This window comes from Bradyrhizobium sp. Kon10 (assembly GCF_055807395.1).
Genome location: NZ_JBVVOZ010000017.1, coordinates 81,748 through 107,518, shown reverse-complemented (window position 1 = coordinate 107,518; position 25,771 = coordinate 81,748). Strand labels below are relative to the sequence as shown.

Sequence of the window (25,771 nt, the reverse complement as noted above, 5' to 3'; positions counted from 1 at the left end):
CCGGCCGAATGCGCAGGGCCATGGAAATTGATTGGAACAATCACCTCTTCTTCCACCCACCCCTATGTCCCGGCATCCCACCCGTCGACTTCGGCGCCGGCCCGAACTCCGGCCCCGACTGCCTTGAGTCCGTCGGCTGGATGATCCGGCTCTCGCCGCCGAACGGTTTTGACGGCAGCGCGCGGTCCCCGCGATAGGGCAGCGATTCCGGGCCGTGCATTTCGTCCAGATGCGGCTTGTGCACCTTTGAGCCGCCACCGCCGCCGCTCGCTTTCAACGCGGAGCTCACGGTCTTTTTCTTCATCGCGCTCACCGGGAGATTCGCGGCGTCGCCGTACTTCTTCGCACCCGCATAGGCGCCGGCCTTGCCCTGCACCGTGCGCTGCTTGACGGTGGGGTCGTCGACGACGGCGAGCTCGGTGGCGCGCAGGCGCTTGACTTCGTCGCGGAGGCGGGCAGCTTCCTCGAAATTCAGATCGGCGGCGGCCTCGCGCATCCGCGTTTCCAAATCGCCGAGCACGGCTTCAAAATTGTGGCCGATCGAGATGACGTCGTCGGTCATGTCGTGGCCGCCGATCTCGACCAGCACATGGTCGCGCTCGTAGACGCTGTTCATGATATCGCCGATCGACTTCTTGATGCTCTCCGGCGTGATGCCATGCGCCGTATTGTACTCGACCTGCTTCTCGCGGCGGCGGTCGGTCTCGGCGATGGCACGCTGCATCGAGCCGGTCATCTGGTCGGCATAGAGGATCACCTTGCCGTCGACGTTGCGCGCGGCGCGGCCGATGGTCTGGATCAGCGAGGTCTCGCTGCGCAGAAAGCCTTCCTTGTCGGCATCCAGGATCGCGACCAGCGCGCATTCGGGAATGTCGAGGCCTTCGCGCAACAGGTTGATGCCGACCAGCGCGTCGAACGCACCCAGGCGGAGGTCGCGGATGATCTCGATGCGCTCGATGGTGTCTATGTCGGAGTGCATGTAGCGGACGCGGATGCCCTGCTCGTGCAGATATTCGGTGAGGTCCTCCGCCATCCGCTTGGTCAGCACCGTGATCAGCGAGCGGTAGCCGGCCTGGGCTGTGGCGCGGACCTCGCCGACGAGATCGTCGACCTGGGTGCGGGCCGGGCGAATGTTGACGGGCGGATCGATCAAACCCGTGGGGCGGATCACCTGCTCGACGAACACGCCGCCGCTCTCGTTCAACTCCCAGGCGCTGGGCGTGGCGGAGACCGCGACCGTCTGCGGCCGCATCATGTCCCACTCCTCGAAGCGCAGCGGGCGGTTGTCCATGCAGGAGGGCAGGCGGAAGCCGTATTCGGCCAGCGTCGCCTTGCGGCGGAAGTCGCCGCGGAACATGCCGCCAATTTGGGGGACGGTGACGTGACTCTCGTCGGCGAACACCAGCGCGTTGTCGGGCACATATTCGAACAGCGTCGGCGGCGGCTCGCCGGGCAGGCGCCCGGTCAGATAGCGGGAATAATTCTCGATGCCGGCGCAGCTTCCGGTCGCCTCCATCATCTCGAGGTCGAAAGTGGTGCGCTGCTCCAGCCGTTGCGCTTCCAGCAGGCGACCCTGGTCGTGGAGCTGGTCGAGCCGCATCTTCAGCTCGGATTTAATCGACTTGATCGCCTGCACCAGCGTCGGGCGCGGCGTCACATAGTGCGAATTGGCGTAGATCTTGATGAATTCGAGCTCGTCCTGCTTGTGGCCGGTGAGCGGATCGAACTCCTCGATATTCTCGACGGTGTCGCCAAACAGGTTCACGCGCCAGGCGCGGTCCTCATAGTGCGCCGGGAAGATGTCGATGACGTCGCCGCGCACACGGAACGTGCCGCGGGTGAAATCGGCCTGGGTGCGCTTGTATTGCAGCGCGACGAGATCGGCGATGAGCTGGCGCTGGTCGATGCGCTCGCCCTTCTTCAGGGCGAACGTCATCGCGGTGTAGGTCTCGACCGAGCCGATACCGTAGATGCAGGACACCGACGCGACGATGATGACGTCGTCGCGTTCGAGCAGCGCGCGCGTCGCCGAATGGCGCATGCGGTCGATCTGCTCGTTGATCGACGAGTCCTTCTCGATATAGGTGTCGGTGCGCGGGACGTAGGCTTCCGGCTGGTAGTAATCGTAATACGAGACGAAATACTCGACCGCGTTGTCCGGGAAGAAATTCTTGAACTCCCCATAGAGCTGGGCGGCCAGCGTCTTGTTCGGCGCCAGGATGATGGCGGGGCGCTGCGTCGCCTCGATCACCTTGGCCATGGTGTAGGTCTTGCCCGAACCGGTGACGCCGAGCAGCACCTGCGAGCGCTCGTTGCGCTGGATGCCTTCGACCAGCTCGGCGATCGCGGTCGGCTGGTCGCCGCGCGGCTCGTAGTCCGACTTGATCTCGAAGCGCACGCCGCCTTCGGACTTTTCCGGGCGCGGCGGCCGGTGCGGCGTCCAGACCCGCAAGCTGCCGTCGTCCTTGCGGAACTCGGGGCGCCCCTCGCGGATCAGCGATTCCAGCGCGTCCGCGGTGGCCTTGACGCCGAGCGCCTCCATCTTGCTGCGCGGCGGCCGCGCAAGCGCCTCGGCATCGTCCTCCTCGGTGGGCAGCCCGAGCTGTCGCGCCAGTTCCGGATCGAGCGTCGGGATCGTGGCCGCCGTGCCGTAATTGGCCTGCGGTGCTTCCTCCAGCCCTGCCGGCCGATCAGCCGGAAAGTCCTTGGGCGTCGAGGCGCGCGCGCGATGCGCGGCGGCTTCGCCCCCGGAGCGGCGGTCGCGCGAATTGTCCGGCGGCGGCTGGAGACCGGTGCCCGAGCCCATGCCGGCATCGCCGCGATTGATCGCGGGATTGAGCAACTCGGCCAGCGCCGGCCCGATCGGCTGCACGTCGGGCCGATGGGCTTTGGAGTTCGGCGCCTTGGATTTGGGGGATCTTGTGGGGGGAGCAGGTTTCTTCGCCATGCCCCGAATATGGGACGAGTCCGCCGCTCAGAAAAGAGCGAATGCCCGTCCGTACTCAGGCTGCTGACAGCAGGCTGGCAGCAGGGGCGCCGCCGGTTGTGCGATCACGCCACCGGCGGCGGCCCGCCGTCGTCCTCGGCCACCAGGCGCGGTTCGAGGATGTCGAGATGGACGCCGCCGCAATCGGTGCAGCGCAGGGTCCAGTACTCGCATCCGGCGCGGCCGCCGATCACACGGAGCACCGTGAGATCGCCATCGCATTCCGGGCATTGCGACAGCACGTTGCGGGCGTAGATCTTCGGCCGCGGTGCGTCTTCGATGTCGATGATTGACATGGCCGGTTCCCCCGTTTGCGCCGTGCTGTCCCTGCTCGGATTGAAATCCGCTGGCTTATTCGTCGTCGCTGTCGTCGGCACGGCGGCGGAAGCGATCGATGTGGTGCTTGGCGTCGGCGATCGCCGCGTCGGGATCGGGCCAGGCGAAGCCGACTTCCATGGCCGGAAACAGCACGCCGTCGATGGCAACCGGGCTGAAATCGGCGCGCCGGATCCGGGCGTGCCACAGTCCCTGGCCAGCTTCGAAGGATTCGATGTCAAAGCCGTCGTAAAGGGTCGTCATTGGTGGTCCCCAATTTGTCGTGTCGGAGGGTCAGGGGACCACATTTGCGGATTTTGGAATGTGAAGCCGTTCACATGCGGCCGGATTTATCGGCCGAACACGTGAGAAGGTTAGCCGCGTGTGGCGGCGCGTCCGGGCCGCCGCGGACGGGCCGCGGGTTCCGCCGCCGCGCGCATGATCCAGCGGCGGAACGCGGCAAAATCGCGCTGCTCGGTTTGAAAGCTGCGATAGAGCAAATACCAGCGCATGCCCTTGGGCACCGAGAGATCGAACGGCGCCACCAGCCGGCCGGCGGCGAGATCGTCGTCGATATAGGGCCGGATGCCCATCGCGATGCCGAGCCCGTCGGCGGCGGCTTGCAGCGCCTGGCCGTAGAACTGGAACTCCGGCCCGCGCGCGTTGACCCGGGTGACGCCCGCGGCCTTGAGCCAGATCGGCCAGTCTTCGGTGGAGTGCGTGACGCGGATCAGGCTTGGGCCCTTGAGATCGGCCGGGCGCTTCAGGCCGGAGGCGAGGCGGGGCACGCAGACCGGGGTAAGGTCGCCGGCGAACAATGGTTCGGCGACGAGGCCCGGCCAGTCGCCGCTGCCGAGCTTGATGCCGCAGCTCCAGTCCTCGCCGAAGGCGACCTCGGCGCCGCCGGTGGTGAAGCGCACCTCGATGTCGGGCTCCTCGCTCCGAAACTCCGACAGCCGCGGGATCAGCCAGCGCATCGCAAACGTATGCCCGACGCCGATGGTGAGCACGCGGACGCCCGACGGCGCCGTGACCTGCGCGGTCAGGCTTGCGAGCGCATCGAAGATCGGCGTCAGCCCGCTCTGATAGGCCCGCCCGGCGAGCGTCAGCACCAGTCTGTTGGCCTTGCGCTCGAACAGCGCGACGCCAAGCCGCTCTTCCAGGATGTGCACCATGCGGCTGACGGCGGCCGCCGAAACGTTGAGCTCGAGGCCGGCCGCAGCAAAGCTGCCGGTCCGCGCCGCCGCCTCGAATGCCTTGATGCCGTTGAGAAAGAGCAGCCGCCGCAAATCGGACCCTCAGCAAAGCTGATGCCAGGGCAAGATAACTCAGTTTGCCTGCTTCCCACAAGCGAGGCACAAGAATGAGTGTAATTCCAGCTGATTTGCTCAGGCAGAGGCGGCTCCTTCGCCTCTCCCCGCCCGCGGGGAGAGGCCGGAATTTGCGAAGCAAATTCCGGGTGAGGGGAGCCTCCGCGAATCGAACTGCCGCCGTGATTGCGGCAGCAGCCCCTCACCCCACCCTCTCCCCGTAAGAACCGGGCGAGGGAGTGAAATAGCGTTGCGTCCCTGACCTGCCGTATTCACACCGGAGACCCCTCGTGACACCCATCATGATCGCTGCCCTTGGATTGCTGATGGTCGGCACCGCGTTCCTGTCGGGGCTGTTCGGCATGGCGGGCGGGCTGATCCTGATCGGCGTGCTGCTCGCCTTGATGCCGCTGCCGACCGCGATGGTGCTGCATGCGATCACGCAGATGGCGTCCAACGGCTGGCGCGCGTTGCTGTGGCGCGCGCATATCCGCTGGCGCCCGGTCGCAAACTATATGGTCGGCGCTGCCGTCGCGCTCGCGGCCTGGTCGCTCACCCGCTACGTGCCGGACAAGCCGGTGGCGCTGCTGCTGCTCGGCGCTACGCCGTTCATGGCACGGCTGCTGCCCGCCAATATCAAGCCCGATCCTGACCGCCTCTGGCAGGGCACCGTCTACGGCACGATCTGCATGGGCTTGATGCTGATGACCGGCGTCTCCGGTCCGCTGCTCGACACTTTCTTCCTCGGCGGCGATTTCGGCCGGCGCGAGAAGGTCGCGACCAAGGCGATGTGTCAGCTCGTCAGCCATTTCACCAAGCTGATCTATTTCGGCGGCATCATCGACCAGGCCGCCACGCTCGATCCCGTGCTCGCCGGCGTCGCGATCGCCGCCTCCATGCTCGGCACCACGCTGGCACGGCGCCTGCTCGAGGCGATGACCGACCAGCAGTTCATCGCCTGGTCGATGAAGCTGATCACCACCATCGCCTGCTATTACATCGCCTATGGCAGCTGGCTGCTGGTTCGCACACCCGTGCTCGCCGCCATCGCCAAGGCGGGTTCGCAATGAACAGAGGATTGCCATGAGCGAGAGCGCCGATCCGCTGGTGCTGGATTTTGTCGAATGGGTGGCGCGCGAGCCGCGCGCCTATGCCGAGGTGATCGCGACCTGGAAGACCTCGTGCCCGCGCCTCACCATCTGGGAAGACGCCAGCGAGCGCGGCTATGTCGCGCGCGAGACGTTGCCCGGTGTCGGGTTGATCATCGCGGTGACGCCGGATGGCGAAAGGCTGTTGCGGACGAACGGGCGCTGAACTCTCCACATCCGTCATTGCGAGCGCAAGCGAAGCAATCCAGAATGCGTCCGTGGCGGCAGTCCTGGATTGCTTCGCTTCGCTCGCAATGACGGAATACCGGGAGACCCCTTTCATGTCGCTCAAACTCTACGAACTCGTCGGCACCGACGCCTCGCGGCCGTTCAGTCCGTATTGCTGGCGCACGCGGATGGCGCTGGCGCACAAGGGGCTGTCGGCGCAATCGCTGCCGTGGCGCTTCACGGAGAAGAGCACGCTCGCGCCGCATGGCTCGGAGAAGGTGCCGGTGCTGCTGCATCATGATAAACCCGTGGTCGATTCATGGACCATCGCGAATTATCTCGAAGGCAATTTTCCCGACCGGCCGTCGCTGTTCGGCGGCGAAGGCGGCCGCGCCATGGCGCGCATGATCAATGCGTGGGGCGATATCGCCATCGTCGGCGGCATCTTTCCGCTGATCATCGCCGACATCCCGAACAACCTCGCCGAGGTCGATGCCGCCTATTTCCGCAAATCGCGCGAGGCGCGCTTTGGCGGCAAGACGCTGGAACAGATCATGGCGAGCCGCGATACCGGCGTGGTCGGCTTCCGCAAAACGCTGGAAGTGATGCGCCAGACCTTCAAGACGCAGCCCTTTATCGGCGGCGACGCGCCGAACTATGCCGACTACATCGTGTTCGGCGGCTTCCAATGGTCGCGCGTGGTCAGTTCGTTCAAGCTGCTGGAAGCGGATGATCCCGTCTACGCCTGGCGCGAAAAACTGCTCGATGCGTTCGACGGCATGGCGCGGAGATCGCCGGGGCATCCGGTCTGAACTTGTAGCCCGGATGGAGCGCAGCGTAATCCGGGGCTGTTGCCCACGCAAAGATTCCCGGATTACGCTGGCGCTCCATCCGGGCTACGCACCGCGTCCACTGCAGCTTTGCGCAGACACTCGCGGCACAGGCAATCCTCGCCCTTGACCGGCATCGGCAAGCGCGCCGGCTCTTCCGCGCACCAGCATGTGCCTGAGCGATCGCAGCTGAATTCGGTGCCGCAGCGGGAACAGGCGAGGCGGCGCGGCTGCGGTTCCTGCATCGGAGATTCTTTCGAATTTGTCATGATCCGCGCCGAAGCTCACTCGTCATTTTCATATCGGGTTCATCTCCCGCTGCGGTATATTAGGCCTCACGCGCAGACACGTGAAGCGGTTGGCAAGGCGCGGAGGACAAATCGATGGCCCGCGATTCGCAAGCCGCGCTGGTTGCGCTCAATCGATTCGGCTTCGGTGCCCGCGGCGGGGCATCCGGGGATCTGATCAATGCCGCCTCCGATCCGCGCGGCTTCGTGAAGGCGGAATTGGCGCGCCCCTCGGGCGTGCTGCTGGAGGCGCCGGGCCTGCAATCGACGCCGCAGCTTGGGCAGGCCGTGTTCGCTTATCAGGACGAGGTCAAGCAGGCGCGCGAGGCCGCAAAGGCCGGCGCGCCGACCGAAGCGCCCTCGGCGCAGGCCCCGACCGACCAGAAGCCCGGGCTGCGCCGCAAACTGTCGCTGAACACGGTCGCGACCGAGATCGCCGGCAAAACGGACGGCGCCAAGCTGGCCGACAATGCTGCGAAGCCGGACACGATGCAGCCGAACGTTGCCGCAAAGCCGGCGCCGCAGCCGCTCAACGTCATCCAGAAGACGTTTCGCGCCGAGGCGCTGGCACGCTTGCAGCGCGCGACCTTGGCCGATTGCGGCTTCACCGAGCGACTCGTCGTGTTCTGGTCGAACCATTTCTGCATCTCTGCGAGCAAGGGTGAGCTGGCGCGGATGTGGGCCGGCGCGTTCGAACGCGAGGCCATCCGCCCGCACGTGCTCGGGCGCTTCGCCGATATGTTGAAGGCGGTGGAGCAGCATCCGGCGATGCTGTTCTTTCTCGACAACCAGCAATCGCTCGGACCGGAGTCGCGCGCAGGGCAAAATCGCAAGCGCGGGCTGAACGAGAATCTCGCACGCGAGATCATGGAGCTGCATACGCTCGGTGTCGGCGGCGGCTACACCCAAGAGGACGTCACCTCGCTTGCGCGCATCATCACGGGCTGGACTTTTGCGGGACGGCAGGGACACTTGGGAACGCCGGGATCCTTCGTGTTCAACGCCAACGCGCACCAGCCCGGGCCGCAAATGCTGCTCGGCAAGACCTACGAGGCGACCGGTCTGGCGCAGGGCGAGGCCGCGCTGGCCGACATCGCCCGCCATCCGTCAACGGCGAATTTTGTCGTCACCAAGTTCGTTCGTCACTTCGTCGCCGACGATCCGCCTCGCGCTTTGGTCGCGCGATTGCGCGATGTCTTCGTCAAGACCGACGGCGATCTCAAGGCAGTTGCGACCGCGCTGGTGGATTCCGACGAGGCTTGGCAGGCGCCGCTGACCAAGATGCGCTCGCCCTATGATTTCGTGATCGCCGGCGGCCGGCTGCTTGCGCGCGTGCCGGAAGATCCCGGCCCCTATCTCAACAACCTCAATTTGCTCGGCCAGCCGCTGTGGTCGCCCGCCGGCCCCAACGGTTTTCCCGACACCGGCGCCGCCTGGGCTGCGCCCGAGGGCATGAAGCTCCGGCTCGACATCGCCTCGCAGATGGGCGCCCGGCTCGGCAACAACATCGATCCTCTCGATCTTTTGGAGTTCGCCGCCGCGGATGCGGCGTCGGTCGAAACGCGGCGGACCATCGAGCGCGCGGAATCGCGCCAGCAGGCGCTGGCGCTGCTGTTGATGTCGCCGGAAATGCAGAGGAGATGACGTGATGGACTGCACCGAGAACCGGCTCATCACCTCCCGCCGCAGCCTGCTGCTCGCCGGCGCATCCTTCGGCGCCTGGGCCTATCTGCCGAAATTCGCGCGTGCGGCGGACGGGCGCGATCCGCGCCTGATCGTGGTGATCCTGCGCGGCGCGCTCGACGGACTCGCGACGGTCGCCCCCATCGGCGATCCCGATTATGCCGGCCTGCATGGCTCGATCGCACTGACGGCGGATGGCGCCCATCCGGCGATCATGCTCGATTCGTTCTTCGCGCTGCATCCGGCGATGCCGGAATTCGCCCGCATGTATCGCGACAGGCATGCCGCGGTGATCCATGCGGTGGCGACGCCCTATCGTGACCGCTCGCATTTCGACGGCCAGGATGTGCTCGAGAGCGGTTACGCCGGTCCCGGCCGCGTGCAGTCCGGCTGGCTCAACCGTGCGCTCGAAGCGCTGCCGCGGGGCGAACGCGTCTCGAGCGGACTTGCGGTCGGTCCCACCACGCCGCTGGTGCTGCGGGGCAATGCGCCGACGGTCGGCTGGGCGCCGGTGGCGCTGCCGCAGGCGGATGACGACACGGCGATGCGGCTCGTCGAGCTCTATCGCCACCGCGATCCCACGCTGGCATCGGCGCTGTCGCAAGGTCTCCAGCTCGAGAAGGCGGCATCCGGCGACGACATGAAGCCGAAGCCGGGCAATGCGGTCGCGCAAATGCGGCAGGTGGCGCGCGGCGCCGCGAAACTGATGGCGGCCGATGACGGTCCGCGCATCGCCGCGCTGGCGTTCGACGGCTGGGATACCCATGCCAACGAGGGCGGGCCGGTCGGTCGTCTCGCATTCCTGCTCGGCGGGCTTGACGGCGCGCTTGCCGAATTCGAAAGCGGCCTCGGCGATCGCTGGCGCGACACCGTCGTTGTCGTCGCCACCGAGTTCGGCCGCACCGCCCGCATCAACGGCACCGACGGCACCGACCACGGCACCGGCACGATTGCGCTGCTCGCCGGCGGTGCGGTGAAGGGCGGCCGCGTCATCTCCGACTGGCCCGGCCTCAAGCCCGCCAACCTCTTCGAGGCCCGCGACCTCAAGCCGACGACCGACCTCCGCTCCGTGATCAAGGGCGTGCTGCAGAGTCAGTTCGGCCTCGGCGATCGCGTGCTGGCCGAGACCGTGTTCCCCGACAGCGCCAGCGCCAGGCCGATGAAGGGGCTGGTTGCCTAGCCCGTCATTCCGGGGCGCGCGTAGCGCGAATCCGGAATCCATTCATCCACCAGTTCTGCAGCAAAATGGATTCCGGGCCCGCGCCTTGCAGCGCGTCCCGGAATGACGAGATAATGGGAAGCGTCAGGAGAAACAAGCAATGTACATCGCCATGAATCGCTTCCGCGTCAGCAAAGGCTCGGAAGCCGCGTTCGAGCAGGTCTGGTTGTCGCGCGATACCCACCTCGACAAGGTGCCGGGCTTCGTCGAATTCCATCTGCTGCGCGGGCCAGAGCTCGAGGACCACACGCTCTATGCTTCGCACACCGTGTGGGCAAACCATGCGGCGTTCGAGGGCTGGACCAAGTCGGAGGCGTTTCGTGCCGCGCATCAGCGCGCCGGCGACAACAAGCCGCTCTATCTCGGCCATCCCCAATTCGAAGGCTTCGAGGTGGTGCAGACGGTCGGACGCGGCGCGAAATAGCGCCGCGCCAAGCCTCAGCCCCTGGTCATCTGATCGATCTCGGCGAGATCCTCAGGACTGAGCTTCCAGGCGATCGCCTTGACGTTCTCCTCGACCTGCTCGACCCGGGTGGCGCCGGCGATCACGCTCGATACCTGCGGGCGCGCGGCGAGCCAGGAGAAGGCGAGCTCGAGCATCGAGTGTCCGCGCGCCTTGGCAAAGGCCTGGACCTTTTCGACGATCTCCTCGTTGCGCGGCGTGACGTAGCGGTCGCGCAGCGCCGGCGCTTTGCCGAAGCGCGTGTCGGCGGGGGCCGCCGCACCGCGCTGGTACTTGCCGGTGAGCAGGCCGCTTGCGAGCGGGAAAAACGGCAGCAGCCCGAGCTTGTATTCCTGCGTGGCCGGCAGCAGATCCTTCTCGATGTCGCGAACCAGGAGGCTGTATTCGTCCTGGGCCGAGACGAAGCGGCTGACATTCATCGCGCGCGCGGTGAATTCGGCTTCCGCGATGCGCCACGCCGGGAAGTTGGAATTGCCGATGTAGCGGATCTTGCCCTGGCGAACGAGATCGTCGAGCGCGCGCAGCGTCTCCTCCATCGGCGTCAGCGGATCGTAATCGTGCTGCTGGTAGAGATCGATGTAGTCGGTCTTGAGCCGGGTCAGGCTGGCCTCGACCGCGTTCATGATGTAGCGGCGCGAGGCGCCTTGCTTGGTGCCGTCGGTCGCCATCGGCTTCGAAAACTTGGTGGCGAGCACGATGTCTTTGCGGCGGTCGCCGAGCACGGTGCCGAGCACCGTCTCCGAGCCGCCCATCCCTGCATAGATGTCGGCGGTGTCGAACAGCGTGATACCGAGATCGATCGCGCGGTGGATCACCTTGCGCGAGGTCTCCAGATCGGTGCGCTGGCCGAAATTGTTGCAGCCGAGCCCGACCGCAGAGACGCGCAGGCCAGATCCGCCGAGATTACGAATTTCCATGGGAGATCCTGTCAAAACCAATGCAGGAGCCCATTGTGACGGCGGTGCGCCGCACCAGCAAGGCGGGACCTGCGTTGCTGCCATGCCAAATGAACCCGCGGGCAAAAAAATGCGGCCCCAGTCAGACGCGGCGACTGACGGGGACCGCTTGGGGCGCTTGATCGGTGACGGGGGGCCAGATCAGACGCAGGTGCAACTTAAGCCTGAAGTGTTACGCGCCGGTGACAGGCGGGGTTATCCACAGGCTCTCGCGGTGGATCAGAAGATCTTGCGATAGACGATGAAGCCGGAGCGCTCCGCGACCTTGTCGTACAGGCTCTGCGCCCTGACATTGGTCTCATGCGTCTGCCAGTACACGCGCGGCGATCCCGCGAGCTTTGCGCGCTCGTAGACGCCGTGGATCAGCGCCGAGGCGACGCCCTTGCCGCGTGCGGCCTCGAGCGTGAACAGATCCTGCAAATAGCAGGATGGTTCGATCGCGGTGGTGCTGCGATGGAACAGGTAATGGGTGAGGCCGAGCAGGCGCCCATCGCTCTCCGCGACTAGCGCATGCACTGGCTCGTAGGCATCGAAGAAGCGCTGCCATGTGACGCGGGTGATCTCGGGTGCAAGCGCGGTCGGGCCCGAGCGGCCGTAAAAGGCGTTGTAACCGTCCCACAGCGGCAGCCACTGATCGTAGTCCTGCCTGTTGACGGAGCGAATCGTGAGCGACATCGGAAACTCCGCGAGCAATGAAGAAAGCTTCATACGTGATGGGGGGCGCCCCGATCAATCGCTTGCGAGTCGGATCGACATTCGGCCGTGGCTACAGAGCGCCATGCGGCTCACCCTTCCCGCGCATCGGCACGAAAGCGGTGGCGGTGATGGCATAGACCTCCTCGCCGCGCTGGTTGGTGCCGGTGGTGCGGGCCGTCAAGATGCCCCAGCCGGGACGCGAGCCGGAGGCGCGCTTGTCGACGACCTCGCTGAGGTAGCTGACGGTATCGCCTGCAAGCACCGGCCTGATCCAGCGCAAATCGCGAAAGCCTGGTGACGGCCCCCACACCGCGACCTCCTCGCCGCGCGCGGCGGCTTCTCGCGCCAGGCGCTGCCCGTCCGCGACCAGAAGACTCATGCAGGCCGAGCCGACATGCCAGCCCGAGGCCGCGAGCCCGCCGAACAGCGAGTTCCTGCCTTCCTCCTCGTCGAGATGAAACCGCTGCGGATCGAACTTCGCTGCGAAATTCTTGATCGAGTCCGCAGTGAACGTATAGGCGCCGATCTCGCGGCGCTGCCCGATCTCGATGTCTTCGAAGAACCGCATCAGACCGCTCCCTCGCGCCGCTTGATCAGGATCGGCGAGGTCATCTCGCACAGCGCCTGGCCTGCCGCGTTGCGCGCGGTGCATTTGAATTTGACGATGCCGAGCCCGGGCCGGCTTTTGGAGGTGCGCGCCTCCAGCACATCGACGTCGAGCGTGAGGTCGTCACCGGGGCGCAAGGGCGCGAGCCAGCGCACCTCGTCGACGCCGGGAGAGCCCAGCGAAGCGGCGCGGGTGATGAAGCCGTCGGCCATCATCCGCATCATCAGCGAGCAAAGGTGCCAGCCCGAACCGGACAGGCCGGCCAGCATGCTCTTGGCTGCGGCCTGCTCATCCAGGTGCATCGGTTGCGGATCGAACTCGGCGGCAAAGGCCAGGATCTCGTCGCGCGTGACATGGCGCGGGCCGAACGTGCCGAACCGGCCGGGTGGGAAATCTTCGAATGTCAGGGTCATCTTTGAATTGCTGGTGGGAATGACAGATTGTGGCCGCACTTTGCGGCAATCTCAACCCGCCGGCCCGCATGGCTCGTGCTACATTCGGCGAGTCGGGCCGGAACGGGCTCCTGGTCAGATTGACGCGGCCGGCGGCGCGGTTTGCCCGGGGGAGAGAGATGTTTTCATTCAGCGACCTGTTCCAATGGGACCGCTTCATCACGCCGACGATCATCAAGACCTTCTACTGGCTGGTGATCGGCGTGATCTGCCTGTTCGGACTCTCCGGCATCTTCGCAGGCCTCAGCGCCATGGCGATCAGCCCGTTCGCCGGCTTTCTGGTGGTGCTGGAGTCGATCGCCGGTGTCGTCGTCGGCATCGTGTTCTCGCGCATCGCCGCGGAACTGATCCTGATCGTCTTCCGCATCAACGAGCATCTCGGCGCGATCCGGGACCAGGGCGGCGGGGTGCGGTGACGCAGCTGCCGTAGGGTGGGCAAAGGCGCAAAGCGCCGTGCCCACCATCTTTCTGCGATCCGAGAGTGAAGCGGTGGGCACGCTTCGCTTTGCCCACCCTACGGCACCGCTGTTGGTGCCTTACGTATTGAACCGGAAATGCATCACGTCGCCGTCGGCGACGACGTATTCCTTGCCTTCGAGACGCAGCTTGCCGGCATCGCGCGCACCGGCTTCGCCGCCCAGCGCGACGTAGTCCTCATAGGCAATGGTCTCGGCGCGAATGAAGCCTTTCTCGAAATCGGTGTGGATCACGCCGGCCGCGCCCGGCGCCTTGGTACCGCGATGGATGGTCCAGGCGCGCGCTTCCTTCGGTCCCACCGTGAAATAGGTGATGAGGTCGAGCAGCGTATAGCCGGCGCGGATCAGGCGATCGAGACCGGCCTCTTCGAGACCCAGCGTCTCCAGGAAGTCGGCGCGCTCGTCACGCGAGATGGTGGCGATCTCGGATTCGATCTTGGCGGAGATGACGACGGCAACGGCGCCTTCCTTGGCAGCCTGTTCCTCCACGGCCTTCGAGAACGAATTGCCCGTGGCCGCCGAGCCCTCCTCGACGTTGCAGACATAGAGCACCGGCTTCGACGACAGCAGGCCGAGCATTCCGAAGGCACGCTCCTCCTCGGCCTTGCGCTCGACCAGCCGCGCGGGCTGGCCCTCGCGCAGCAGCACCAGCGTGCGGTTGACGAGGTCGAGCTGCTCCTTGGCGTCCTTGTCGTTGCCCTTGGCTTTCTTGGCGAGATTGTCGACGCGCTTCTCGAGGCTGTCGAGATCGGCGAGCATCAACTCGGTCTCGATGGTCTCGATGTCGGCGAGCGGGGCGATCTTGCCCTCGACATGGGTGATGTCGGAATCCTCGAAGCAGCGCACCACATGCGCGATGGCGTCGACCTCGCGGATGTTGGCGAGGAACTGGTTGCCGAGACCTTCACCCTTGGAGGCGCCGCGCACCAGGCCTGCGATGTCGACGAAGGTCAGTCGGGTCGGAATGATCTGGCCCGATTTGGCGGTCGCCGCAAGCTTGTCCAGCCGCGGATCGGGCACGGCAACCTCGCCGACATTCGGCTCGATGGTGCAGAACGGATAGTTCGCCGCTTGTGCGGCCGCCGTCTCGGTCAGCGCGTTGAACAAGGTCGACTTGCCGACATTGGGCAATCCGACAATCCCGCATTTGAATCCCACGAGCGTTTATTCCTTGCCGTTGTCGTCCTTGGTCAAAAATCCCTTCGCCTGCATCGCGAGATGCACCCTGTTGGCGAAGGTCGCGTCCGTGCCCTTGGCGAGCAGTGCGGCGTGCTCGGCCACCGCATCGCAGAGCGTCGTCACCCAGTCGTTGTCGGCCTTGGCGAAGTCCGACAGCACATGGCCGTGCACCAGTTCCTTGATGCCGGGATGACCGATGCCGAGCCGCACCCGGCGGTAGTCGTTACCGATATGGGCGGAGATCGAACGCAGGCCGTTATGCCCGGCGATGCCGCCGCCGATCTTCACCCGCACCTTGCCCGGCGGCAGTTCGAGTTCGTCGTGGAACACGGTGATGTCGCCGGGCGCGATCTTGAAGAAGCTGGCGGCGTCCTGAACGCTGCGGCCGGAGTCGTTCATGTAAGTCGTGGGCTTGAGCAGGATCACGCGCTCGGTGCCGAGCGCGCCTTCCGCGGTCTCGCCCTGAAAGCGGCGGCGCCATGGCGAGAAACCATGATGGCGTGCGATCTCGTCGGCGGCCATGAAGCCGATATTGTGCCGGTTACGTGCGTATTTCGCGCCGGGATTGCCGAGCCCAACAAACAGTCGCATGACGCGGCGCGCCCCTCGCTCGGCGCGCGATCAGGGATCGCGCGCCAGCTTTGAGAGATTACTTCTTCTTGTCGCCGCCCGCGGGCGCCTTGGCTGCCGGAGCCTTGGCAGCCGCCGCAGGTGCAGCAGCACCCGCAGCCGGCGCGGCCGCGCCAGCCGCCGGAGCAGCCGCAGCGCCCGGAGCCGCAGCACCAGCCGCAGCGGTCGCCGCCGCCTTCTGCTCTTCAGCGTAGCCGGACGGCGGCACGATGGTGACGAGGGTGGCGTCCTCGCGGGTCAGCGCCTTGACGCCGGCCGGCAATTTGACATCCGACAGATGCAGCGAGTGACCGATTTCGAGCGAGCCGACATCGGCCTCGATGAACTGCGGGATGTTCTCGACGCCGCATTCGAGCTCGATCGCATGGGCGACGATGTTGACGGCGCCGCCGCGCTTCACGCCGGGCGAGCCTTCGGCCTTGACCACGTGCAGAGGCACGCTGATGCGGATGGTGGCGCCTTCGCCGAGCCGCATGAAGTCAACATGGATCGGGAAGTCCTTGACCGGATCGAGGTGGAAGTCGCGCGGAATCACGCGGTGCTTCTTGCCGTCGAGGTCGATGTCGACCAGGGTGGTCAGGAAGCGGCCGGCCAGGATGCGCTGGCGCAGTTCGCGGTCTTCGACCGAGATCGTGAGCGGGGGTTGCTTGTTGCCGTAGATCACTCCGGGCACTTTCCCGGCGCGACGCTCAGCCCGGGCGGCCCCCTTGCCGCTCTTCGGACGTGCGGTCGCCTTCAATTCCTTGATGGTCGCCATAACGTTAAGTCCCTGTTTTTGCAAAAGTTAATGGGCCGCAAGGCGGCCCATGGTGCAGTCCACAGCAAGCCTCCAGGGGTGCGGGGGCCGTGAACTTGGCCGGCTTTTAGCCGGAAGACGCGGAAATGACAAGGAGAATGGGCTGGCGGACGGGGACGGGTAGCCCGGATGGAGCGCAGCGTAATCCGGGGTGTTCCACGGGGCTCGGCTCCCGGATTGCGCTGCGCTCCATCCGGGCTACGGGACTGCCGTCAGCCCCCCAGCTTGGCCTCCAGCGCCGCGATCCGCGTCTTCAGGGCCTCGTTCTCCTCACGCGCCAGGCGGGCCATGTCCTTGACGGCCTCGAATTCCTCGCGCTTGACCAGGTCCATGTCGCGCAGGAATTTTTCGGCCTGGTTGCGCAGCACGGTGTCGAACTCGCGCTTGGCGCCCTGGGCGGCACCGGCGGCGTCATTCATCAGGCGGCCGATCTCGTCGAAAAACCGGTTGGTAGTCTGGGTCATGTCGGTCTCCTTGGCGTCGCCGATAAACTTTGCGCGAACTCTGCGAAACACAATGGCAATCCGAACCGGGCGGTTCAAGGGCCGGCCGGAGCCATCCTTGTCATGCCCCGGTTTCCTTGCAATCGTATTCAACGTCCCTGCATAACAAGAATCACAAAGCGGAACGCAAGACATGATCGACCAGCAGATCGCAATTCCCACCAAGGACGGCCACACCGCGACGTTCATCAGCCATCCCGAGCGCGGCGGCCCGTTCCCGGTCATTCTGTTCTACATGGACGCGCCGGCGATTCGCGAAGAGCTGCGCGACATGGCGCGCCGGCTCGCGACGTCGGGCTATTACGTGATGCTGCCGAACCTGTATTACCGCTCCGGCGTGATGGAGCTCGGCCCGCTGCCGGCCGATCCGAATGCACCGGAGCGCAAGCGCATGTTTCAGCTGATGGGCTCGCTCAGCATTGCCATGGTCATGGACGACACGAGGGCGCTGCTCACTTACGCCGAGGGCCAGCCGGCCGCGAATACCAGGCTGATCGGCACCGTCGGCTACTGCATGAGCGGCCGCTACGCCGTCAACGCCGCCACGCATTTCCCCGACCGCGTCAAGGCCGCCGCGTCGGTCTACGGCACGCAGCTTGCGACCGATCAGGACGACAGCCCGCATCTCGCGGCAGCCAAGACCAAAGCCGAACTCTACTTCGCCTGCGCCGAGACCGACATCTATGCGCCCGCGGAGATCATCGAGAAGGTGAAGCAGGGCATGAGCGGCGCAAAAGCCGAGGTCGAGATCTATCCCGGCACTCATCACGGCTTCGCCTTCCCCAAGCGTCCGGTCTATGACCGCGACGCCGCCGAGCGGCACTGGGAGCGCCTGCTCGCGCTCTATCGCCGCAATCTCGTCTAGCCCCTCGAAGGCGCGATGCAGCTTCTTCTCATCGACTTTCCGTCCTTCAATCCGATCGCGGTCGCCATCGGACCGTTCGCGATCCGCTGGTACGCGCTCGCCTATATCGGCGGCATCGTGCTCGGCTGGCTCTATGCGCGCTCGCTGCTGAAGAACGAGCGGCTGTGGGGCGGGCCCGCGCCGATGTCGCTGGTGCAGATCGACGATTTCATCCTCTGGGTCACGCTCGGCATCATCCTGGGCGGCCGCACCGGCTATGTGCTGTTCTACAATCTGCCGTTCTTCATCGAGCACCCCGCCGCGATGTTCCGGCTGTGGGAAGGCGGCATGTCGTTTCATGGCGGCTTCCTCGGATGCGTCGTCGCGGTGATGTGGTTTGCCCGCCGCAACCGCATCTCGATCCTGTCGCTCGGCGACATCACCACCGCGGTCGGCCCGATCGGGCTGTTCCTCGGACGGATCGCCAATTTCATCAACGGTGAATTGTGGGGCCGCGCCACCGATGCGAGCCTGCCCTGGGCAATGATCTTCCCCAACGACCCCACCCATCTGCCGCGCCATCCAAGTCAGCTCTACGAGGCCGGCATGGAAGGCATCCTGCTGTTCACGGTGCTCGCGGTGATGATCCGCTTCGGCGCGTTGAAGCGGCCCGGCATGATCCTCGGCAGCTTCATCCTGATTTACGGGTTGACCCGGATCGCCGGCGAGCAATTCCGCGAGCCGGATGTCCAGCTCGGCTTCCTCTGGGGCGGATTAACCATGGGCATGCTGTTGTCGATCCCGATGCTTATTGTTGGCGGTATACTCATAGTAAGGGCCGTGCGGCGTGGTACGCCGAAGCCTATCGAGGCCATTCGTTAGTTCATTTCGAGAAAGCAGGCCGTGACCGACTCGCCGCTGTTGAACGAGATCAAGGCGCTGATCAAATCCTCAGGTCCCATGCCGGTGTGGCGGTACATGGAACTGTGCCTGATGCATCCGCGCTACGGCTACTACGTCTCGCGCGATCCGCTCGGGCGTGAGGGCGACTTCACCACCGCGCCCGAGGTCAGCCAGATGTTCGGCGAGCTGCTGGGCCTGTGGACCGCCTCGGTGTGGAAGCAGATGGGCTCGCCGCAATTCCTGCGGCTGATCGAGCTCGGGCCAGGCCGCGGCACCATGATGGCGGACGCGCTGCGCGCCCTGCGCGTGCTGCCGCCGCTCTACCAAGCCATCCATGTCCACCTGGTCGAGGTCAATCCGGTGCTGCGCGAGCGGCAGAGCGCGACACTGTCGAACGTGCGCAACATCGTCTGGCACGACAGCATCGACGAGGTGCCGGAAGGGCCGAGCATTATCCTCGCCAACGAATATTTCGACGTGCTGCCGATCCACCAGATGGTCAAGCTCGAGAACGGCTGGCACGAGCGCGTGATCGAGATCGATCCCAACGGCAGGCTTCAATTCGGCGCGGCGTCCGAGCCGACGCCGCGCTTCGACGTGCTGCTGCCGCCTTTGGTGCGCGCGGCACCCGTCGGCGCGGTGTTCGAATGGCGGCCCGATTCCGAGATGATGAAGCTCGCCACGCGGGTGCGCGACCAGGACGGCGCCGCGCTGATCATCGACTACGGCCATTTGCGCAGCGATGCCGGCGACACCTTCCAGGCGATCGCGCGCCACAGCTTCACCGATCCGCTGAAGGCGCCGGGCCAGGCCGACGTCACCGCCCATGTCGACTTCCAGGGGCTCGCGCGGGCGGCGGAGGACGTCGGGGCACGCGTGCACGGGCCGGTGACCCAGGGCGATTTCCTCAAGCGCATCGGCATCGACACCCGCGCGGCCGCGTTGATGCAGAAGGCGGCGCCGGACGTCGCCACCGATATTTCGGTGGCGTTGAGGCGCCTGACCGACACCGGGCGCAGCGGCATGGGCTCCATGTTCAAGGTGCTCGGCATCTCCGAGCCGCGGCTGACCGGCATCGCCGGCCTCAGCGATCTCGAACAGGCTGGAGAGGGCTCATGACGCTTGCGTCGTCGCTGCTGTCAGCGGTGCCCGGTCTGCACCATTGCTTCTTCACCCGCGAAGGCGGCGTCTCCAGCGGCATCTATGCGGCGCTCAACGGCGGGCTCGGCTCCAGCGACGATCCGGCCCATGTCGCGGAAAACCGCCGCCGCATGGCCGAGCATGTCGGCGTCGCACCGGACCGCTTCCTCAGCCTGCACCAGGTCCATTCGCCCGACGTGCTCGTCGCAGAGCGCCCGTGGCCGAGCGGGCCGCGGCCGAAGGGCGATGCGCTGGTCACCAAAACGCCCGGCATCGCGCTCGGCGTCTCCACCGCTGATTGCGGGCCGGTGCTGTTTGTCGATCCCAGTGCGCGCGTCATCGGCGGTGCTCATGCCGGCTGGAAGGGCGCGCTGACCGGCGTGCTGGAATCCACGATTCTAGCGATGGAGAAACTCGGCGCTTCGCGCAGCCGCATCATCGCCGCGATCGGCCCGCTGATCCGGCAGGACAGCTACGAGGTCGGCAACGAGTTCGTGGCGCGCTTCATCGAGGCGGATGCCGAGAACACAATGTTCTTCATCCCGTCGGTCCGCGAAGGTCACGCGATGTTCGACCTTGCCGGCTTCATCCGGAAGCGGCTGGATGCCGCCGGCATCCTGATGATCGACGATCTCGGTCTCGACACCTATGCCGACGAACGTTTCTTCAGCTATCGCCGCTCGGTGCATCGCAAGGAGCCGGACTACGGGCGCCACATCCACGCGATCGCGCTGGAGGGGTGAACACACCGGCAACACGCCCGTGTCATTCCGGGGCTCGCGAAGCGAGAACCCGAAATCCATCCTGCACCTGTTGACGCGGTGAAATGGATTCCGGATTCCCGCCAAGGGGCGCGCTCCGGAATGACGGTGTGTTTTGCTGGCCCCGCCCTAGACGTTAATGCGTTTTAACGATATCGCTGCCCTCAATGAGGGAAGCGTCATCCTTTCTGCGCCGCGCGGGCTCGCGCATGCTCACGGTCGTGCTGCTTGCGGCTGCGACCGCGCTTGGCGGCTGCGCCGGCGGTAATGGCGCCGCGAACTCCTATGCGATGGCGCCGAGCGCCGGCTCCGGGGCGACGGTCGCCTTCGAATCGATCGACGGGCCGCCGCCGCAGGTGTTCGACCGCATGGTCGGCATGCTCGACAGCGAGTCCAAGCTGCGCAGCCTTTCCGTCGTCTCCCGCGAAGGGACGGCTGCCTACCGCGTGCGCAGCTATCTCTCCGCCCAGGTGGTACGCGGCAAGACCATGATCGCCTGGGTCTGGGACGTCTATGACGCCAACCAGCAGCGCGCGCTGCGGCTCTCCGGCGAGGAACCGACCGCGGGGAAAGGCGGCCGCGATCCCTGGTCCGCCGCCGACGACCTGGTGCTGCGAAGGATCGCCCAGGCCGGATTCAGCGGACTTTCCAACATGATCAACGGCACGCCGGATGCACCGGGCACTGTTCCGGGCCTTCGCGGACCTGCGGTGGCAAGCGTGGCGCCCGAGGCGCCGGCAGCCGTGGCGCTCGGCTACGCCGAGCGATAACCCCCGCGAAACCACGGTCCCAAGTAGGCGCCAAACCGTTGGCCCGACTCGGGATTTCGAAGGGAAAACGTAGCATGCCGGGTTGCCAGTGCGGCCTTGGGCCTGATATTTCCTCGCCCGTCGTAACCGTGCTTCCAGTGGGTATTTTCTGATGTTGAACGTCGTATCCAGCAAAGCGCGGGAGGAAGCGTCCATGTCGGCCAAAAACGGCTCCATCAAGCTTGTCGCCGGCAACTCCAATCCGGCACTCGCGCAAGCCATTGCGCAAGGTCTCGACCTGCCGCTGACCAAGGCGGTGGTGCGGCGCTTCGCCGACATGGAGATCTTCGTCGAGATCCAGGAGAACGTCCGCGGCTCGGACGCTTTCATCATCCAGTCGACCTCGTTCCCGGCGAACGACCATCTGATGGAATTGCTGATCATCACTGACGCGCTGCGCCGCTCCTCGGCGCGCCGTATCACCGCGGTGATCCCCTATTTCGGCTATGCCCGCCAGGACCGCAAGTCCGGTTCGCGCACGCCGATCTCGGCCAAGCTCGTCGCCAACCTGATCACCCATGCCGGCGTTGACCGCGTCATGACGCTCGACCTGCATGCTACCCAGATCCAGGGCTTCTTCGACATCCCGACCGACAATTTGTTCGCTGCCCCCGTGATGGTACGCGACATCCGCGAACGTTTTGACCTCGGCAAGGTGATGGTGGTCTCGCCCGACGTCGGCGGCGTGGCCCGTGCCCGCGGCCTCGCCAAGCGCATCAACACCCCGCTCGCGATCGTCGACAAGCGGCGTGAACGCGCGGGCGAATCCGAGGTCATGAACGTGATTGGCGACGTCGCCGGCTACAGCTGTATCCTGGTCGACGACATCGTGGACTCCGGCGGCACGCTGGTGAACGCAGCCGATGCGCTGATCGCCAAGGGCGCCAAGGACGTCTACGCCTACATCACCCACGGCGTGCTCTCCGGCGGCGCGGCCGCCCGCATCGCCGGCTCCAAGCTGAAGGAGCTCGTGATCACGGATTCGATCCTGCCGACGGATGCGGTGAGCAAGGCGCCCAACATCCGCACACTGCCGATCGCCAGCTTGATCTCGGACGCGATCGCACGCACGGCCGCGGAAGAGTCGGTATCGAGCCTGTTCGACTGAACACAACGGCCGTCATTCCGGGGCGGCGCGTTAGCGCCGAACCCGGAATCCATCTTGCAGCGGTTCATATCGATAAATGGATTCCGGGCTCGCGCTTCGCGCGCCCCGGAATGACTATTTGGCCTATCACACAATTCCCGCCGCGACCTGGCCGCGCAGGCGCTCCAGGCCGTGCAGCGTGGTGGCGCAGGCTTCCGCCACCTCGACGCCCTTGATGGCAAAGTGCCTGCGGAAGAAATCGTAGTGCACTTCGGTCTCGTGGAATTGCTGCGGCGTCAGCACGGCCGAGAACACCGGCACCTCGGTGCGGAGCTGCACGTCCATCAGCGCCTTGATCACGGTGTCGGCGACGAACTCGTGGCGATAGATGCCGCCGTCGACGACGAGGCCGGCGGCGACGATCGCGGTGTAGCGCCGCGTCTTCGCGAGGATCTGCGCATGCAGCGGGATCTCGAACGAGCCCGGCACCTCGAACACGTCGACATGGGTGAGGTGGCGCGCCTCGGCTTCCCTCACGAACGCGATGCGGGCCTCCGCGACGACGTCGCGGTGCCAGCAGGCCTGCACGAACGCCACCCGCTGCGGTTTCGCGAAGCGCGGGTGATCGGGCGCCGGACCCTGCGGAACCGGCGGTTGGATGACTTCAGAACTTCGGACTGGTGAAGTTTCGGCTTGGGGATCTTGCAGCATCTGATTCATGGCTTTCCTCAGTTAAGGACCAGAATCAGGGCACACGGAACGACAAACAGCCGCATCCTGCGATGCGTCTGCCACCGACCGTTCTCTTTCATCCGGACTTTAACCGTCGGCTTCGGAGTCGCACCGAATCTGCTGACCCTTCCCTTCAGCAAAAAGCTTGGGGAAGGCGCTCGCGGGCTTGGGCCTTTCGGCCCTTACCGCCGGTGGGGACTTTCACCCCGCCCTGAGAACATCGGCCGTCCGGGATGAACGGCCTGACCGAAATATGACGCCGCTCCGCGGCCACAGCAAGCCTGTTCCGCATGGGAAAACCGCATGGACCCATGCCGCCATGGACATCCCTGGCGGGATAACCGTCGCGGGACGGAATTAACGATTGGCGCGCGGGCCGGGAGTCCGATTCCGGTTTGTTCTCAAATTAATAATTGTGTCCGAGATGAGCTGTGGACGAACGAGTCCTGGCTTGTGGACGGACTCGCGACCCAGTTGCGCGGATTCCGCAAATCACATCAGTTGATCCGCGACAAGCCCGCGCTGGTCCCGGGATCGCGACAGCGACTCCGAAGGATCGCCTTAACGACTTAAGGGAGCGCGCGCCGGACCAACCGCGTGCGTATCAAAGACAACAAAAAGGCAAGAGGTCGAGACGGCATGTCCCTGCTCGAAAGCACGATCGATTCCCGAAATCACCCGCTCGCGGTGGTCGAGGATATTGCTGCAAGCAACAATTGGCCATTTGAGCGCTCCGGCGAAGACGAGCTCACGATTGTCTCGAAGGGACAATGGACCGACTATCAGATCTCCTTCACCTGGATGGGCGAGATCGAGGCGCTGCATCTGGCCTGCGCCTTCGACATGAAGATTCCGGTCGCGCGCCGACCGGAGGTGCAGCGGCTTGTCGCCGCGATCAACGAGCAGTTGTGGGTCGGGCATTTCGACCTGTGGACCAACACCGGCATGATCATGCACCGCCAGGCGCTGGTGCTGCCGGGCGGCCTCACCGCCTCGACCGCGCAATGCGAGGCCATGCTCGCCGGCGCCATCCATGCCAGCGAGCGCTATTTTCCGGCGTTCCAGTTCGTGGTGTGGGCCGGCAAGACCACGACGGAAGCGATGGACGCGGCGATGTTCGACACGGCGGGAGAGGCGTAGGGCTCGCCTTCCGCTCCAACGTCGTCCCGGACAAGCGCAGCACCTGACGGCGCGAAGCGCTGTCAGGTGGCGGCGCGCCGATCCGGGACCCATACCGCGTGATGCCCCTTGTGGCACCACGCTTGTTGCTATGCCCTCCATCCACTAGAACCGCCTGTGGTTATGGGTCCCGGCCTTCGCCGGGACGACACCGAGTTTCTGGTGACCGCAGTGACGAACAACAGCACCCTTCAAAACATCACCGGCACCATCCTGCTCGCCGGCGCCGGCAAGATGGGCGGCGCGATGCTGACAGGATGGCTTGCGGGCGGGCTCGATCCGCGCCGCCTCGCGGTGATCGATCCGCATCTCTCACCCGAGATCAGCGCGCTTGCCGCCAAGGGCGTGGCGCTCAATCCTGACGTGAAGACGGCCGGGACGGTGGAGACGCTGGTCGTCGCGGTGAAGCCGCAATATTTCCGCGAAGCTGGCGCCGGGCTGAAGCCATTCGTTTCGGACAAAACTTCGGTGGTCTCGATCATGGCGGGAACCACGATCGCTTCAATTGCCGAGGTCTGCGGCGGCGCCGTGGTGCGCGCCATGCCGAACACGCCGGCCGCGATCGGCCGCGGCATCACGGTGGCGGTCGCAGCGAACAAGGTCAGCACCTCGCAGCGCGCGGTGGCCGATGCACTCCTGCGCGCCACCGGCTCAGTCGAATGGGTCGACGATGAAACCCTGATGGACGCGGTGACCGCGGTGTCCGGCTCGGGGCCGGCCTATGTGTTCCTGCTCGCCGAAGAGCTCGCCCGCGCCGGCATGCAAGCCGGCCTGCCGGAGGCGCTGGCGACCAAGCTCGCGCGCGAGACCGTCGCCGGCTCCGGCGAGCTTCTGCATCAGTCCGAGCTTCCGTCCGCCACGCTGCGCCAGAACGTCACTTCGCCCGGCGGCACCACCGCCGCAGCCCTCGGGGTCCTGATGGGCGAGCCCGGCCTGCGCGATCTGATGACCCGCGCGATCGCAGCCGCGACGCAGCGCTCGAAGGAGTTGGCGAAGTAAGACGGTGTCGTAGGGTGGGTTAGCCGAAGGCGTAACCCACCATGCTTCAGCGATTGCGGAACGAAGTTGGTGGGTTACGCTACGCTAACCCACCCTACGATTTCGATCCTGCGGCTAACCGTTTGTTGAACATCTCGACATTGACGAGACCACGCGCATGCCGGCCTTCGCCGAGCTTGCGCGCGCCCTCGAACGCCTCGACCTCGAAGCGGATGACGCGGCGCTCGACTGCGACCACCTTGGCCGTGGTCCGCACCGTCGCGCCGACCAGGGCGGCCGCAAGATGGCGGATGTCGACCTCGGTGCCGACCGTGACCCAGCCGGGCCTTAGCGCAGCGCGGATCGCATCGCCCGACGTCATCTCCATCTCGAGGATCATCATCGGGGTCGCATAGACGAACGGCATGCCCGGTAAGAAATGCCCGACCGTGCGCTCCACCGGCACCACCAGCGTGCGCGCGGCGCTCATGCCGATTGTGATGAAGTCGCGTGCGTCCATGGTTGCCTCAACTCCGCTGTCGTCCCGGACAAGCGAACGCAGTGAGCGCTGATCCGGGACCCATAACCACAGGACGTCGTGGTTACGGGGACTCGGAGTTATCGCTTCGCCGAT

30 protein-coding genes and 1 riboswitch are annotated in these 25,771 nt (G+C 65.6%); of the genes, 15 read left to right on the top strand and 15 right to left on the bottom strand.

Translation table 11 applies throughout. The annotated features are described in order from the left end of the window. Positions 1-40: 40 nt before the first annotated feature. The 4 genes from uvrB to AC0L2O_RS23220 all read right to left on the bottom strand — a co-directional run bounded on the left by uvrB (position 41) and on the right by AC0L2O_RS23220 (position 4,590). Positions 41-2,947: an excinuclease ABC subunit UvrB gene (gene uvrB, locus AC0L2O_RS23235; RefSeq protein WP_473371325.1), complete on the bottom strand. Its 2,907-nt coding sequence runs from the start codon at positions 2,945-2,947 to the stop codon at positions 41-43. A gap of 104 nt (positions 2,948-3,051) precedes the next feature. Then, entirely contained in the window at positions 3,052-3,282 is a 231-nt protein-coding gene (locus tag AC0L2O_RS23230) for a hypothetical protein (protein WP_473371324.1), read from the bottom strand. Between the two features lie 55 nt (positions 3,283-3,337). Continuing rightward, positions 3,338-3,565: a hypothetical protein gene (locus AC0L2O_RS23225; RefSeq protein WP_369721019.1), complete on the bottom strand. Its 228-nt coding sequence runs from the start codon at positions 3,563-3,565 to the stop codon at positions 3,338-3,340. Positions 3,566-3,675: 110 nt separating this feature from the next. Next, positions 3,676-4,590 (bottom strand): LysR substrate-binding domain-containing protein, encoded by a 915-nt coding sequence (locus tag AC0L2O_RS23220; protein WP_369721020.1) that lies wholly within the window; start codon positions 4,588-4,590, stop codon positions 3,676-3,678. Positions 4,591-4,901: 311 nt separating this feature from the next. Between AC0L2O_RS23220 and AC0L2O_RS23215 the strand changes: the two genes are divergently transcribed. The 3 genes from AC0L2O_RS23215 to AC0L2O_RS23205 all read left to right on the top strand — a co-directional run bounded on the left by AC0L2O_RS23215 (position 4,902) and on the right by AC0L2O_RS23205 (position 6,739). Beyond that, on the top strand, positions 4,902-5,681 hold the full coding sequence (locus AC0L2O_RS23215) for a TSUP family transporter (protein ID WP_369721021.1): 780 nt from the start codon (positions 4,902-4,904) through the stop codon (positions 5,679-5,681). Between the two features lie 13 nt (positions 5,682-5,694). Next, entirely contained in the window at positions 5,695-5,925 is a 231-nt protein-coding gene (locus AC0L2O_RS23210) for a hypothetical protein (protein WP_473371323.1), read from the top strand. Between the two features lie 115 nt (positions 5,926-6,040). Next, complete coding sequence (locus tag AC0L2O_RS23205; protein WP_473371322.1) at positions 6,041-6,739, top strand: glutathione S-transferase family protein; 699 nt, start codon at positions 6,041-6,043, stop codon at positions 6,737-6,739. Positions 6,740-6,801: 62 nt separating this feature from the next. On the opposite strand, the gene AC0L2O_RS23200 is transcribed toward AC0L2O_RS23205, so the two are convergent. Beyond that, positions 6,802-7,026 (bottom strand): cysteine-rich CWC family protein, encoded by a 225-nt coding sequence (locus tag AC0L2O_RS23200; protein WP_473371321.1) that lies wholly within the window; start codon positions 7,024-7,026, stop codon positions 6,802-6,804. 114 nt (positions 7,027-7,140) lie between these two features. Here AC0L2O_RS23200 and AC0L2O_RS23195 point away from each other — a divergent pair, with 114 nt between their 5' ends. The 3 genes from AC0L2O_RS23195 (at position 7,141) to hmuQ (ending at position 10,370) form a co-directional block, all read left to right on the top strand. Beyond that, complete coding sequence (locus AC0L2O_RS23195) at positions 7,141-8,688, top strand: DUF1800 domain-containing protein (protein WP_473371320.1); 1,548 nt, start codon at positions 7,141-7,143, stop codon at positions 8,686-8,688. Positions 8,689-8,692: 4 nt separating this feature from the next. Further along, the gene (locus tag AC0L2O_RS23190; protein WP_473371354.1) at positions 8,693-9,907 is read left to right on the top strand and encodes a DUF1501 domain-containing protein; all 1,215 of its coding nucleotides are present in this window, start codon (positions 8,693-8,695) and stop codon (positions 9,905-9,907) included. Positions 9,908-10,046: 139 nt separating this feature from the next. Then, positions 10,047-10,370: a heme-degrading protein HmuQ gene (hmuQ, locus tag AC0L2O_RS23185; protein ID WP_369721025.1), complete on the top strand. Its 324-nt coding sequence runs from the start codon at positions 10,047-10,049 to the stop codon at positions 10,368-10,370. Between the two features lie 14 nt (positions 10,371-10,384). On the opposite strand, the gene AC0L2O_RS23180 is transcribed toward hmuQ, so the two are convergent. The 4 genes from AC0L2O_RS23180 to AC0L2O_RS23165 form a co-directional block, all read right to left on the bottom strand. Continuing rightward, a complete protein-coding gene (locus AC0L2O_RS23180) occupies positions 10,385-11,326 on the bottom strand; it encodes an aldo/keto reductase (protein ID WP_473371319.1) in 942 nt (313 codons plus the stop codon). Between the two features lie 258 nt (positions 11,327-11,584). Then, complete coding sequence (locus tag AC0L2O_RS23175; RefSeq protein WP_369721027.1) at positions 11,585-12,040, bottom strand: GNAT family N-acetyltransferase; 456 nt, start codon at positions 12,038-12,040, stop codon at positions 11,585-11,587. 91 nt (positions 12,041-12,131) lie between these two features. Then, entirely contained in the window at positions 12,132-12,629 is a 498-nt protein-coding gene (locus tag AC0L2O_RS23170) for a MaoC family dehydratase (protein ID WP_369721028.1), read from the bottom strand. After that, positions 12,629-13,081 carry a MaoC family dehydratase gene (locus AC0L2O_RS23165; RefSeq protein WP_409191882.1) on the bottom strand — a complete coding sequence of 151 codons (453 nt, stop codon included), beginning with the start codon at positions 13,079-13,081 and terminating at the stop codon, positions 12,629-12,631. The genes AC0L2O_RS23170 and AC0L2O_RS23165 overlap by 1 nt, the downstream gene beginning before the upstream one ends. Before the next feature lie 158 nt (positions 13,082-13,239). On the opposite strand from AC0L2O_RS23165, the gene AC0L2O_RS23160 reads away from it, so the two are divergent. After that, positions 13,240-13,536 (top strand): DUF4282 domain-containing protein, encoded by a 297-nt coding sequence (locus AC0L2O_RS23160; RefSeq protein ID WP_369721030.1) that lies wholly within the window; start codon positions 13,240-13,242, stop codon positions 13,534-13,536. A 120-nt stretch (positions 13,537-13,656) separates the two neighbouring features. Here AC0L2O_RS23160 and ychF read toward each other — a convergent pair whose 3' ends face one another. The 4 genes from ychF to AC0L2O_RS23140 form a co-directional block, all read right to left on the bottom strand. Continuing rightward, positions 13,657-14,754: a redox-regulated ATPase YchF gene (gene ychF, locus AC0L2O_RS23155; RefSeq protein WP_369721031.1), complete on the bottom strand. Its 1,098-nt coding sequence runs from the start codon at positions 14,752-14,754 to the stop codon at positions 13,657-13,659. Positions 14,755-14,760: 6 nt separating this feature from the next. Continuing rightward, entirely contained in the window at positions 14,761-15,366 is a 606-nt protein-coding gene (gene pth / locus AC0L2O_RS23150; RefSeq protein WP_473371318.1) for an aminoacyl-tRNA hydrolase, read from the bottom strand. Positions 15,367-15,424: 58 nt separating this feature from the next. Beyond that, positions 15,425-16,162: a 50S ribosomal protein L25/general stress protein Ctc gene (locus AC0L2O_RS23145; RefSeq protein ID WP_369721033.1), complete on the bottom strand. Its 738-nt coding sequence runs from the start codon at positions 16,160-16,162 to the stop codon at positions 15,425-15,427. Positions 16,163-16,413: 251 nt separating this feature from the next. Next, entirely contained in the window at positions 16,414-16,665 is a 252-nt protein-coding gene (locus AC0L2O_RS23140; protein WP_369721034.1) for an accessory factor UbiK family protein, read from the bottom strand. A gap of 172 nt (positions 16,666-16,837) precedes the next feature. Here AC0L2O_RS23140 and AC0L2O_RS23135 point away from each other — a divergent pair, with 172 nt between their 5' ends. The 6 genes from AC0L2O_RS23135 (at position 16,838) to AC0L2O_RS23110 (ending at position 22,269) form a co-directional block, all read left to right on the top strand. Then, entirely contained in the window at positions 16,838-17,569 is a 732-nt protein-coding gene (locus AC0L2O_RS23135; RefSeq protein WP_473371317.1) for a dienelactone hydrolase family protein, read from the top strand. A gap of 15 nt (positions 17,570-17,584) precedes the next feature. Further along, positions 17,585-18,430, top strand: coding sequence for a prolipoprotein diacylglyceryl transferase (gene lgt / locus AC0L2O_RS23130; RefSeq protein WP_369721036.1), 846 nt, complete (start codon positions 17,585-17,587; stop codon positions 18,428-18,430). Between the two features lie 21 nt (positions 18,431-18,451). Then, on the top strand, positions 18,452-19,570 hold the full coding sequence (locus AC0L2O_RS23125; RefSeq protein WP_473371316.1) for a class I SAM-dependent methyltransferase: 1,119 nt from the start codon (positions 18,452-18,454) through the stop codon (positions 19,568-19,570). Next, positions 19,567-20,334 (top strand): peptidoglycan editing factor PgeF, encoded by a 768-nt coding sequence (gene pgeF / locus AC0L2O_RS23120; protein WP_473371315.1) that lies wholly within the window; start codon positions 19,567-19,569, stop codon positions 20,332-20,334. Before AC0L2O_RS23125 ends, pgeF begins: the two co-directional genes overlap by 4 nt. Positions 20,335-20,519: 185 nt before the next feature. Then, positions 20,520-21,122, top strand: coding sequence for a hypothetical protein (locus AC0L2O_RS23115; protein WP_473371314.1), 603 nt, complete (start codon positions 20,520-20,522; stop codon positions 21,120-21,122). 193 nt (positions 21,123-21,315) lie between these two features. Next, positions 21,316-22,269 (top strand): ribose-phosphate pyrophosphokinase, encoded by a 954-nt coding sequence (locus AC0L2O_RS23110; RefSeq protein ID WP_473371313.1) that lies wholly within the window; start codon positions 21,316-21,318, stop codon positions 22,267-22,269. Positions 22,270-22,395: 126 nt separating this feature from the next. On the opposite strand, the gene AC0L2O_RS23105 is transcribed toward AC0L2O_RS23110, so the two are convergent. Then, positions 22,396-22,968, bottom strand: a complete 573-nt coding sequence (locus tag AC0L2O_RS23105; RefSeq protein ID WP_369721041.1) for a 6,7-dimethyl-8-ribityllumazine synthase — start codon at positions 22,966-22,968, stop codon at positions 22,396-22,398. 76 nt (positions 22,969-23,044) lie between these two features. Further along, positions 23,045-23,203: riboswitch (FMN riboswitch) on the bottom strand. 416 nt (positions 23,204-23,619) lie between these two features. Between AC0L2O_RS23105 and AC0L2O_RS23100 the strand changes: the two genes are divergently transcribed. Then, positions 23,620-24,120, top strand: coding sequence for a type III secretion system chaperone family protein (locus AC0L2O_RS23100; protein WP_409191892.1), 501 nt, complete (start codon positions 23,620-23,622; stop codon positions 24,118-24,120). A 162-nt stretch (positions 24,121-24,282) separates the two neighbouring features. Beyond that, the gene (gene proC / locus AC0L2O_RS23095; protein ID WP_473371353.1) at positions 24,283-25,158 is read left to right on the top strand and encodes a pyrroline-5-carboxylate reductase; all 876 of its coding nucleotides are present in this window, start codon (positions 24,283-24,285) and stop codon (positions 25,156-25,158) included. A 94-nt stretch (positions 25,159-25,252) separates the two neighbouring features. On the opposite strand, the gene AC0L2O_RS23090 is transcribed toward proC, so the two are convergent. Beyond that, positions 25,253-25,657, bottom strand: coding sequence for a thioesterase family protein (locus AC0L2O_RS23090; RefSeq protein ID WP_473371312.1), 405 nt, complete (start codon positions 25,655-25,657; stop codon positions 25,253-25,255). Between the last annotated feature and the right edge of the window lie 114 nt (positions 25,658-25,771).

Excerpts from the sequence above, each read along its gene's own strand:
- uvrB (WP_473371325.1), bottom strand. The coding sequence starts at position 2,947 with ATGGCGAAGAAACCTGCTCCCCCCACAAGATCCCCCAAATCCAAGGCG.
- AC0L2O_RS23230 (WP_473371324.1), bottom strand. The coding sequence starts at position 3,282 with ATGTCAATCATCGACATCGAAGACGCACCGCGGCCGAAGATCTACGCC.
- AC0L2O_RS23225 (WP_369721019.1), bottom strand. The coding sequence starts at position 3,565 with ATGACGACCCTTTACGACGGCTTTGACATCGAATCCTTCGAAGCTGGC.
- AC0L2O_RS23210 (WP_473371323.1), top strand. The coding sequence starts at position 5,695 with ATGAGCGAGAGCGCCGATCCGCTGGTGCTGGATTTTGTCGAATGGGTG.
- AC0L2O_RS23205 (WP_473371322.1), top strand. The coding sequence starts at position 6,041 with ATGTCGCTCAAACTCTACGAACTCGTCGGCACCGACGCCTCGCGGCCG.
- AC0L2O_RS23200 (WP_473371321.1), bottom strand. The coding sequence starts at position 7,026 with ATGACAAATTCGAAAGAATCTCCGATGCAGGAACCGCAGCCGCGCCGC.
- AC0L2O_RS23195 (WP_473371320.1), top strand. The coding sequence starts at position 7,141 with ATGGCCCGCGATTCGCAAGCCGCGCTGGTTGCGCTCAATCGATTCGGC.
- AC0L2O_RS23190 (WP_473371354.1), top strand. The coding sequence starts at position 8,693 with ATGGACTGCACCGAGAACCGGCTCATCACCTCCCGCCGCAGCCTGCTG.
- hmuQ (WP_369721025.1), top strand. The coding sequence starts at position 10,047 with ATGTACATCGCCATGAATCGCTTCCGCGTCAGCAAAGGCTCGGAAGCC.
- AC0L2O_RS23180 (WP_473371319.1), bottom strand. The coding sequence starts at position 11,326 with ATGGAAATTCGTAATCTCGGCGGATCTGGCCTGCGCGTCTCTGCGGTC.
- AC0L2O_RS23175 (WP_369721027.1), bottom strand. The coding sequence starts at position 12,040 with ATGTCGCTCACGATTCGCTCCGTCAACAGGCAGGACTACGATCAGTGG.
- AC0L2O_RS23170 (WP_369721028.1), bottom strand. The coding sequence starts at position 12,629 with ATGCGGTTCTTCGAAGACATCGAGATCGGGCAGCGCCGCGAGATCGGC.
- AC0L2O_RS23165 (WP_409191882.1), bottom strand. The coding sequence starts at position 13,081 with ATGACCCTGACATTCGAAGATTTCCCACCCGGCCGGTTCGGCACGTTC.
- AC0L2O_RS23160 (WP_369721030.1), top strand. The coding sequence starts at position 13,240 with ATGTTTTCATTCAGCGACCTGTTCCAATGGGACCGCTTCATCACGCCG.
- pth (WP_473371318.1), bottom strand. The coding sequence starts at position 15,366 with ATGCGACTGTTTGTTGGGCTCGGCAATCCCGGCGCGAAATACGCACGT.
- AC0L2O_RS23145 (WP_369721033.1), bottom strand. The coding sequence starts at position 16,162 with ATGGCGACCATCAAGGAATTGAAGGCGACCGCACGTCCGAAGAGCGGC.
- AC0L2O_RS23140 (WP_369721034.1), bottom strand. The coding sequence starts at position 16,665 with ATGACCCAGACTACCAACCGGTTTTTCGACGAGATCGGCCGCCTGATG.
- AC0L2O_RS23135 (WP_473371317.1), top strand. The coding sequence starts at position 16,838 with ATGATCGACCAGCAGATCGCAATTCCCACCAAGGACGGCCACACCGCG.
- lgt (WP_369721036.1), top strand. The coding sequence starts at position 17,585 with ATGCAGCTTCTTCTCATCGACTTTCCGTCCTTCAATCCGATCGCGGTC.
- pgeF (WP_473371315.1), top strand. The coding sequence starts at position 19,567 with ATGACGCTTGCGTCGTCGCTGCTGTCAGCGGTGCCCGGTCTGCACCAT.
- AC0L2O_RS23115 (WP_473371314.1), top strand. The coding sequence starts at position 20,520 with ATGAGGGAAGCGTCATCCTTTCTGCGCCGCGCGGGCTCGCGCATGCTC.
- AC0L2O_RS23110 (WP_473371313.1), top strand. The coding sequence starts at position 21,316 with ATGTCGGCCAAAAACGGCTCCATCAAGCTTGTCGCCGGCAACTCCAAT.
- AC0L2O_RS23105 (WP_369721041.1), bottom strand. The coding sequence starts at position 22,968 with ATGAATCAGATGCTGCAAGATCCCCAAGCCGAAACTTCACCAGTCCGA.
- AC0L2O_RS23100 (WP_409191892.1), top strand. The coding sequence starts at position 23,620 with ATGTCCCTGCTCGAAAGCACGATCGATTCCCGAAATCACCCGCTCGCG.
- proC (WP_473371353.1), top strand. The coding sequence starts at position 24,283 with ATGGGTCCCGGCCTTCGCCGGGACGACACCGAGTTTCTGGTGACCGCA.
- AC0L2O_RS23090 (WP_473371312.1), bottom strand. The coding sequence starts at position 25,657 with ATGGACGCACGCGACTTCATCACAATCGGCATGAGCGCCGCGCGCACG.